Genomic DNA, 8,719 nt, shown 5'->3' with positions numbered 1-8,719 from the left:
CATAGATCCAGAGCAGAATAAGTAGGGTAGTAATAATTGCTATGATTTGTTGCTTTTTCATTTTTCATTTAGCGGTCTATAGAAATTTCTTGCTTTTCAATACAGTTAATATGTGCCTAGTCAAGTATCTCTCTTTTGTTGCATTTTACTGAACATATTTTTAAGAGAGTCTGCTCCTTTTTCGTTTGTAATATCTAATAATGACTTTATATCTTTAATTTCGAGAAGCATCAACTCATAATGCTTTTCATTTGCCTCAGGATAAAGCGATATGGAAAAATTCGGCAAGTGAAAAATATTAAAGCAACTATTACTGAATTCCTGATTGGGCATGTCTCCCACGTCACATTTTAAAGATGGTCCCAAATTGGTTAACAGAAACATCATAGGTGAGCCTTGCCGGAAAGTAATTTTCACTTTTTTACGTACATAGAAGTGAATCACTAAATAGCCGAAATCCCCGATACTGGCATGCTGAAAGAGAATATCAACACGGGGATCTTCATATGAAAAGTAAGAATGTAAATAGGGCCAGAAATGCTTTTCCAAGCTCGCAGGGATAGCACTGATAGAATCCACCGCCTGATCGTCTAATAATATTTCCATTTGTAGTTTCATCCGGATGTCTCATTTTGATAGTTCAAAATTCCTAATCAAAAAATGAAATCATTTGGCAGAAAAAAAATATTATGCATACATGGCGGGAACTTCCATATTGAGAATCAATTACTTAGTAATTTTATCAGAAAAATTTTAAAAGAACTCAAAAATTTTCATTAGCAAAGAGGTCAAAAAAGTCAGGGTATTTTTGAAGATGGCTTGGCGCAATCTTATGCTCAATTTTGAAAGCTTTGGAGAAATTGGCCAGGCAAGAAAACCCGACCTCTTTGCTTACCTCTACGATAAGTTTGTTACGATCTTTGGCGATCATATAGAGTGCATCATCCAATTTTAATTTTATCCAGCATTGATGAATGGTCATGTTGAATGTCTTTCTAAAAATCTGGCGTAGTGTAGTAGCATTCATTCCCACAACTTTGCATAATTTTTTTATTTCAGGCGTATTAAAAGGATCTTCCATTAATTTAAAATATATCTCATTCATTAACTGCCTCCTATAGATATCCAGATTCTTATGGTTTTCAGTATTTGTATAAGTTAAGGCATGCGCTATCATTGTTTCTACATTTTTATCAACAATACTTAAGCTTCCACCAAAACGTAAGGCATTTACAATAGAATTGGCGATATCATCCATAAATAAAGTAATAGGCAAATGGGAAGGATAAAGGAATCTGGACTGTTTTCTCTCGATCGAATTTACAAATGGCTCCATAATTTCCGGAAACTCCCGGAGCAATTCGAGAATAAAAATTTCTTTTAAATGAATGTCCAACGTACAATAAAACTGGCCGGCCATGAACTCTGTAACCGAATCAATACTGGATAAGTAACTGATATTAAAAAAAGACGGGCGGATATTATTTTGTTTAAATCCGCCCAGTCGATTTTTAGCTTCGCCAACCAGCATTAAAGTATACTCAACAGTTGCATCAGAAGACTGAACATGGGTAGTACGGCCTCCCCTTACATCGTAAAAATTTAGGTATAAGATATATTTCAACCTATCCCAGAAATGAAAATGCATATCTGACCAACTGCTATGAAGGGAGATAACTTCGCTATCCGGCAAGTATAAATGACCTCTTTTCTTATAGGGAAGATTATTCCATTCGAAACGATCCCTGAACGTTGTTAGAATGTCAAAAGCTGACATAAAATTCAATTTTGAGACGATAAAATTTTGAAATTGCCAAATGATTACAAATCATAGGTAATAACTTGCATTAACAAATAGCAATAAAGATATAGGCTTATAAAGGTAACAATTTTGGGTTCTAAATTCTTTAAATATGAAAAGAATAAACAAATCAAATCATCAGCACGCCATAGCAGAGATGGAAATCTGCCTCTATAAAAAGCAATTCGACAATAGAGAAATGCGCCTGATAGCAATGGATTGTAATTTTCATCTAGCCCTCATGCATTACTGGGCAAATCAGTGGTACGCAACAAAATACTGGCAGATGCATCCGGATAATCAATCCTTTTTGGCGTATTATAAAAACAAAATGAATAGCAATTGGGAAAATGTTCTCATTGTTTATCTCGACAATTTTCCCGTTTCACAAATAGATATTTATCAGGTGAATAAAGTTATCCTTTCTAATTTCATAGAGACAGGTCAAGATGATTTTGGAATTCATCTACTGATGGCACCTTATCGGCAATTAATAAAACATTTTGGAGCTGAGACTAAGAGACTCTCGCATCGAATCATTCAATGTGTATTAGAATATCTGTTTTATAATTGTAAAGCGAATGCCGTATTTGCAGAGCCGGATATTTTAAATGTCCCTGCTTGCCGCCTAGCGGAAAGTACCGGATTTACTTTCTTGCGAAATATTGATCTGACCTATAAAACAGGCAAGCTTTATAACTATGCGCGTGACACCTTTATTGAAAAATATCCGGCTCCTAAACACGTCAACTACATGAATCTATTTCCAGACAAAGGTCTGTAGCCTTTCAATAGTTTCAAATATATTTAGAGGGCAACTTCACGTGCTGTTAATAAACGAAATTTCGCTAGGTGTATGTGTTGCATTGGCTATCGGCTTTTGAAGCAATGTTGTTGCTTTATAAATCCTAGCTCCTCTAATTTTCCAAAGCCTCCGCAAGTGAACTTATTTCATATTTTCTGCCTATCAATTTTGCCATTATATGAATTTTATAATTCGCCAGAAGTAGCAAAAAATTAGAGTTTTGGCGAATTATAAATTCAAAAGAATATCATCTTTTCATAAAAAGAAGATCCCATTTCTAGAATTCGATCCCGTCCTGATTTTAGTTAGCAATGATATGTCAAAAAAAGACACACCATCTGTTGCCTCATTATATGCAATATTTGCAAGTAATAATTCTCGTTGTATTATTTCTTTCACCATTCCATACGAAAATTCAGCATTGAAAAAAAGCATAGCATTTTCTACCATTACTATAAAGGAATAATCACCCGCCCCCGTCTCATCTTCGCGAGACTACGATTTTCTAAAATGATGATTGGCTAATGGAGATATTAATAACTCTATTATTGTCTACGGGAACCTCTTTTGTTTGATAACCCTTTTTGGAGACGATCAGCGTATCATTTGCGGGCGCGTAAATGATAAATTTTCCCCCATCGTTTGTCACAGCATTATTACCTTTAAACTTAGAACTTACCACAACCCCTGACATTACGCCTGCTTGTACATTACGAATAATACCGGAGACTTTAATTAAACGCTTTGTCGCTCTTCCATCCGGTAACTTTTCATTTTGATGAACGGGCATCGAGTCGTTCATAATAGTACCGGTTAACGAAGAATCTTTACTTGCTTGGGAAGCAAAAACAGTAATCTTTCCTTTAGCCCGAATATCATTAGAGGCTGCTCCAACTTCTATTTCAAAATCACCCGATTCCACTACTTTTCGCATATTCTTATCGTATAAGTAAAGCTCGCTTATTGGCAATTGGAGCGCAACGATTTTCTCTTCTCCTTTCTTTAGAAACACTTTCTTAAATGCTTTTAATGCCTGCACAGGGGTTTCAATAGAGCTTACCAAATCACGTACATATAATTGAACTACCTCTGCCCCATCCCTACCACCAGCGTTTTTTATATGAATGCTTACAGAAACTGTATCATTGGCCAAAACTTTTTCTTTAGAAATAGTAAAATCACTAAAATCAAATTTTGTATAACTAAGACCATATCCAAAAGGCCATAAAGCCACGGGTTTTGCAAAAACATAGTCACGACCCGGTTTTTCCAATGTTCCCGGCGAACGGTAAAAGCCCCTTTCAGAAGGAAGATAGTTGTAATACACAGGAAGATTACCTGTACTTTTTGGGAAAGAGATAGGGAGTTTGCCTGAAGGATTTGTTTTGCCAAAAAGCATTGCGGCTATCGCATTTCCCTCTTCTTCACCTCCATACCATTGCACAGCGATTGCCGGAATATTTTTTGCTTCCCAAGATAATATGAAAGGTCTACCGGTTACTAAAACAACTATTACCGGTTTGCCGGTTCTCTGCATTGCCCTAATTAACTGCTCTTGTACACCGGGCAAATCTAAATCGTCTAAATCATAGCCTTCCCCACTTACGGCAGGAGCGCTTCTTTTCGCAAGCGCCGCACTTCGTGAGCCAGCAAACACAATAGTTACATCACTTTGTTTAGCCGCCTCTTCTGCTGTGGCAAACTGGGAAGAATCGAGTCCGGTAATATCACATCCTTTTACATAATTTAATGAAATGTTTTTTCCAACAAGCTGCTGAATACCTGCCAATGGTGTAACGCCATTCCCATTTGTGTTGCTCCAGGTATAATCACCAAATTCTGCTTCATCGGCGTTAGGGCCAATGATGGCTATAGATTTTATTTTACTTTGGTTTAAGGGTAAAAGATTATTTTCATTTTTCAACAACACAATACTTTCATCCGCTATCCTACGGGCAAGTTTTATGGATGCAACTGTATGAATTCGACCTTTAAAGGAAGCAGTTGTATCGGGTAACGGATCATCAAAAAGCCCCGATTTAAATTTTGCGTATAATACATGCTTTACCGCAGCATCTATGTAACGAACATCTAATTTCCCACTCTTGACTAAAGCGTATAAATTTTCATAAGTAGAGCTCGCAGCCTCTAGATCCAATCCAGCCGTAAGAGCTTGGAGCGCAGCATCGGAAGCATCTGCAGCAGTGTGATGAAAATAATATAACATAGCAATAGAACCCCAATCCGAATATACATACCCTTTAAATCCCAATTGAGTTCTTAATAAATCTGTTAGAAAAAATTTGGAACCAGCTATTGGTTCATTGTCATAAGAGCTATAACAATTCATAATAGAAAGTGGTTGTGCTTGCCGAATCACTTTTGCAAAGGGTGGCACATAGAGTGAGTACAAGTCTCTCAACCCGCCGGCTACAGCCGAAAGATTTAATCCGCCGGTAGGCGTGCCATGGGCAACAAAATGTTTTGGTGTTGGGATTACCCTTTCGGCATTTAGGCCTTTAACATAAGCTAAACCCATTTCGCCGACAAGGAATGGATCCTCTCCATAAGTCTCTTCCACACGCCCCCACCGCAATTCACGAGCTAAATCTAAATCAGGTGCGAAAACCTGCTTTGCACCAATAGCATTTACTTCTTTGCCGATGTTCACACTCATTTGATAAGCCAACTCTGGATGAAAAGTACTGGCGATAGCTATGGATTGAGGGTAAATAGTGCAGCCATCCTGAACGGTTCCATGTAATCCTTCTAACACCGGAATTACCGGAATGCCTAATCTAGTGCTATCTTTCATATATTTTTGAATACGATAAATAGTTTTCACGTATTGCTCGGACGTCAATCCAAAACCTTCGATACAACCAAAGCTGTTGCCTTTGGTGAATTCTTTAAGTTTTTGCATGTCGGGCTTACCATCTGCATCATAATTTTCGGAATGAATATGGCGCAGCTGATCGATTTTCTCTTGCAGGGTCATGCGCCCCATCAAATCCGCAACTCTCTGCGCGACAGGCTCGGATTTATTCTGATACAGATATTTGTCTTTTTGGGCAAAAATGCCAGAAACAAAAAATATGGATAAACATCCTGCAAATAATAAATATCTACACGCCATCATCAATCAATTTAATACCAAAATACTCTAAATAACGCAGTAATATTTACGCAAACGTTGGCTCTGAATTTTCAAGAGATCCAATTCATTCCTTTTTTAGCCTTAATTTCTACCTGGGGCATTACGCCATAATATCTGCACGATATAGCTATTCTGCAAATTCAGATTGATCCGGGTGATAATTTTTTCGTTAGGTATAACAATAATTTTTTTGCCCTCTCTTTTTACAACACAATTGTAGTACAACAAACTTCCATCTTTTCTTTCCAAAACGTAAGCCGAGGTTAATGCAACTTCAGCCATACATTTGAATTGTTCATGCACGTCATTATCGGAGCTGTTTGCGTCAAATTTATCAGCAATCATCTTCACATATTACTCACCCATAATTATACTATCAAATTTTCCTTCGTATGGGCTATATTGATTGTTGTTATATGCATCAGGATTTGAACCTGAAAAATTTTCTGCCTGTATTGTTTTGATATATGGGTCGGAACAAAAAGCCCAACACAAGAGTCTCTTCTGATGATTTAAATAAAATAATCCGGTCAATGCAGTTGAAAAATAATTTCGTGTAGCCTTATCCATTATTTGTCTTGGGGTTGAAAGTTCAGGATATTATTTTCATTTATTTTCTATGATCTATTTTAAGCATTGAATAGAATTAAGACAAACGTTTGCTTGGAAATATATGAGATATTTAAAATAAGTTTATATCAGAATTATCTAATTCTTTGTTTCAATAAGTGCCGCCCGATTGTGTTTACCCCACCATGATAGAAAGGTTTTATAATATAAATAAAAGCAATAATGTAGCAGAAACTTTATCCGTTAGCGAATAAAATCCGAGCCCGCCATTTGTCGATGTATTGTACTTGCTTAGTAATGATGCTTGTTCATTAATTTTTAAATAAAAATCGATTTATGAAAAGTTCAAAATTTGCCACAATACTTATGATAGCAAGTATTGGTAGCTTTTATTCTTGTAGCAAGAATAGTGTAAGATTAAAAAAAGACGATCCTACGATAGAAGAGACATCTTCTACAAATGGAGTAGAACTGACTCCTTATGGATACGTTCCGTCTTCTCATGTACACGAAGTCAGCAATTCAACCTATGGTACCGTTGCCAATGGACACCTTGTTATTAAAAGTCTTTCCACCGGTGCAATTGTAAAAGATTTTGGCGTGGCCTCAGCAACAGACCTAAAAGCAAGCAACATGAATCCATATACCTATGCCGCTCAATTAAGAGAAGAATATGGCATTTCTCTTAAAACCACTATAAGTCGAGCTACGCTAGGGGCAGGCGGAAATGGGATGATCGCCTCGGTTCCTAGTTCCGAGCAAGTCTCACGTAATAATACTTTGGGAACCTCCTATGTAACGAGCATAACCGGTACTAATTATACCGGGTACTACATGGGGGCTGACATTTCTAATATCCAATCATTTACGACAGATTGGGTGGTGCCTGTTAAACCCATTGATACAACGAATCTGGTTACATACTTCTTTTGGAATGGACTGTCAGGGGGAGCCATTCAACCAGTTCTAGAGTGGTCCAATGGCAGAGGTGCAAAATATTTCATTAGAAACTGGTATTTTGCCAATGGGCAATATTATCACGGAAGTTATGTAGATGTTACACCAGGTACATCTCTACATGGCTTTATCAACTTCGTGTCAAACACAGACGATACCACCTGGACATACCAAGAAGGATTTACAGGATATCCATCGGCAGATGTAACTATTGTCAGGAAATCAGAAGCCACCGGATTAGCAGAATGCTTTGAGCCCTATACAAGTTTAATGTCAAGATGGCCAAATCAAGACTATGAAGCTATGACGGGTATTCATCTTACACTTCGTTCAGGGACTACTCCGTCTACTATATCGTGGTATGGCATTAATGACGGACCAAGAACAACACCCACAGGTGCTAACTCGATTGTCAAAAGTACCAGTTCCAGTAATGGAGAAATAGATTTCTATTTAGGGGACGGTACCGGCATTACACCAGATTCAACATTTCAGATTGTTTCTGCGGTAAACGGTACAAGCCTTTTAGATGTATATGCCAGCTATACAGCAAATGGGACAAAGGTTGAATTATGGAGTCCCAACAGCCCCATTTCCGCTAATCAAGAATGGGTGCCTATCTCTTTGTTTAACGGCTATTATAAAATAGCTTCCAGAATGGACACCACCAAAGTATTGGAAATAGCAAATGGTGGTACGACAAATGGCACACAAGCAGATATATCCGATTATACCGGTGCTGGTTATCAACAGTGGAAAATAATGCCAAGTTCAAATGGATACTGTATACTTTCTCCCAAGCACGCTTCATCCAGTGCTCTAGACGATAATGCGCAAGCAACAACCAATGGCAATAAGATTCAGCTATATACGCAAAATAGTACCGTGGCTCAGCAATGGAAATTCAATTACGTTCCACAATAAAAATTAGTTTCCAAAATATCTTTAGCCAACCTGTTTTCACAGGTTGGTTTTTTTATAAGGGTGAGGCTTTTTCGGCACTTTAACTCTTTTTCGCAATATCTATTTAACCAAATAAGCCGATTTGATTTTATAGGGATCGATTGCGTACTTTTTTTAGTTGATTATCGATATATATTTTAACTATGCAATGGCTATTTGTTTGATCCATGAACCATTGTCTGTATAAGAAAAATAGAATCCAATAAAAAATCATATAGAGATGAAAAGAATAATCTTCTTGTTATGCAATTTGCTTATTACTTTTTCCTGTATAAATGCACAGCAAGCGCCAAAGGAAATAGATTCTGCGCCTTTTAGTGATAATACAGGACATTGGTATGGCATTGCAGATGCCAAAAACATGATTAATGCCGCCCCGGGAAAACCGCGCTACAATCCAACCGACATAAAGGACATCGCAGATAATATCCTTTTGTTTCAAAAAAACAACGGGGGTTGGCCTAAG

At 37.3% G+C, this 8,719-nt stretch carries 7 protein-coding genes and 1 pseudogene; 3 read left to right on the top strand and 5 right to left on the bottom strand.

The window, feature by feature from the left end; genetic code table 11:
• Positions 1–120 precede the first annotated feature (120 nt).
• Positions 121–618 carry a hypothetical protein gene (locus ACQR30_RS14575; protein ID WP_429736392.1) on the bottom strand — a complete coding sequence of 166 codons (498 nt, stop codon included), beginning with the start codon at positions 616–618 and terminating at the stop codon, positions 121–123.
• 145 nt (positions 619–763) lie between these two features.
• A complete protein-coding gene (locus ACQR30_RS14570) occupies positions 764–1,777 on the bottom strand; it encodes a helix-turn-helix domain-containing protein (protein ID WP_429736390.1) in 1,014 nt (337 codons plus the stop codon).
• Positions 1,778–1,913: 136 nt separating this feature from the next.
• On the opposite strand from ACQR30_RS14570, the gene ACQR30_RS14565 reads away from it, so the two are divergent.
• The gene (locus tag ACQR30_RS14565; RefSeq protein WP_429736388.1) at positions 1,914–2,585 is read left to right on the top strand and encodes a GNAT family N-acetyltransferase; all 672 of its coding nucleotides are present in this window, start codon (positions 1,914–1,916) and stop codon (positions 2,583–2,585) included.
• A 526-nt stretch (positions 2,586–3,111) separates the two neighbouring features.
• Here the strand turns inward: ACQR30_RS14565 and ACQR30_RS14560 are convergent.
• The 3 genes from ACQR30_RS14560 to ACQR30_RS14550 form a co-directional block, all read right to left on the bottom strand.
• Positions 3,112–5,745, bottom strand: a complete 2,634-nt coding sequence (locus ACQR30_RS14560) for a glycoside hydrolase family 3 N-terminal domain-containing protein (protein WP_429736386.1) — start codon at positions 5,743–5,745, stop codon at positions 3,112–3,114.
• Positions 5,746–5,844: 99 nt separating this feature from the next.
• Entirely contained in the window at positions 5,845–6,108 is a 264-nt protein-coding gene (locus tag ACQR30_RS14555) for a hypothetical protein (RefSeq protein WP_429736384.1), read from the bottom strand.
• Between the two features lie 9 nt (positions 6,109–6,117).
• A complete protein-coding gene (locus ACQR30_RS14550; RefSeq protein ID WP_429736382.1) occupies positions 6,118–6,333 on the bottom strand; it encodes a hypothetical protein in 216 nt (71 codons plus the stop codon).
• Positions 6,334–6,669: 336 nt separating this feature from the next.
• On the opposite strand from ACQR30_RS14550, the gene ACQR30_RS14545 reads away from it, so the two are divergent.
• Positions 6,670–8,214, top strand: a complete 1,545-nt coding sequence (locus ACQR30_RS14545; protein ID WP_429736380.1) for an RICIN domain-containing protein — start codon at positions 6,670–6,672, stop codon at positions 8,212–8,214.
• A gap of 259 nt (positions 8,215–8,473) precedes the next feature.
• Positions 8,474–8,719, top strand: a pseudogene (locus tag ACQR30_RS14540) (pectate lyase); the annotation flags it as partial.

It is taken from the genome of Arachidicoccus sp., from assembly GCF_050436765.1.
Classification (GTDB): domain Bacteria; phylum Bacteroidota; class Bacteroidia; order Chitinophagales; family Chitinophagaceae; genus Arachidicoccus.
Note: the sequence above shows the minus strand (reverse complement) of the source record. Positions and strands in the feature narration are given on the sequence as shown.

Bases quoted from the DNA above. Each gene is read 5' to 3' on its own strand.
- ACQR30_RS14575 (WP_429736392.1), bottom strand. From the start codon at position 618: ATGAAACTACAAATGGAAATATTATTAGACGATCAGGCGGTGGATTCT.
- ACQR30_RS14570 (WP_429736390.1), bottom strand. From the start codon at position 1,777: ATGTCAGCTTTTGACATTCTAACAACGTTCAGGGATCGTTTCGAATGG.
- ACQR30_RS14550 (WP_429736382.1), bottom strand. From the start codon at position 6,333: ATGGATAAGGCTACACGAAATTATTTTTCAACTGCATTGACCGGATTA.
- ACQR30_RS14555 (WP_429736384.1), bottom strand. From the start codon at position 6,108: ATGATTGCTGATAAATTTGACGCAAACAGCTCCGATAATGACGTGCAT.
- ACQR30_RS14565 (WP_429736388.1), top strand. From the start codon at position 1,914: ATGAAAAGAATAAACAAATCAAATCATCAGCACGCCATAGCAGAGATG.
- ACQR30_RS14560 (WP_429736386.1), bottom strand. From the start codon at position 5,745: ATGATGGCGTGTAGATATTTATTATTTGCAGGATGTTTATCCATATTT.
- ACQR30_RS14545 (WP_429736380.1), top strand. From the start codon at position 6,670: ATGAAAAGTTCAAAATTTGCCACAATACTTATGATAGCAAGTATTGGT.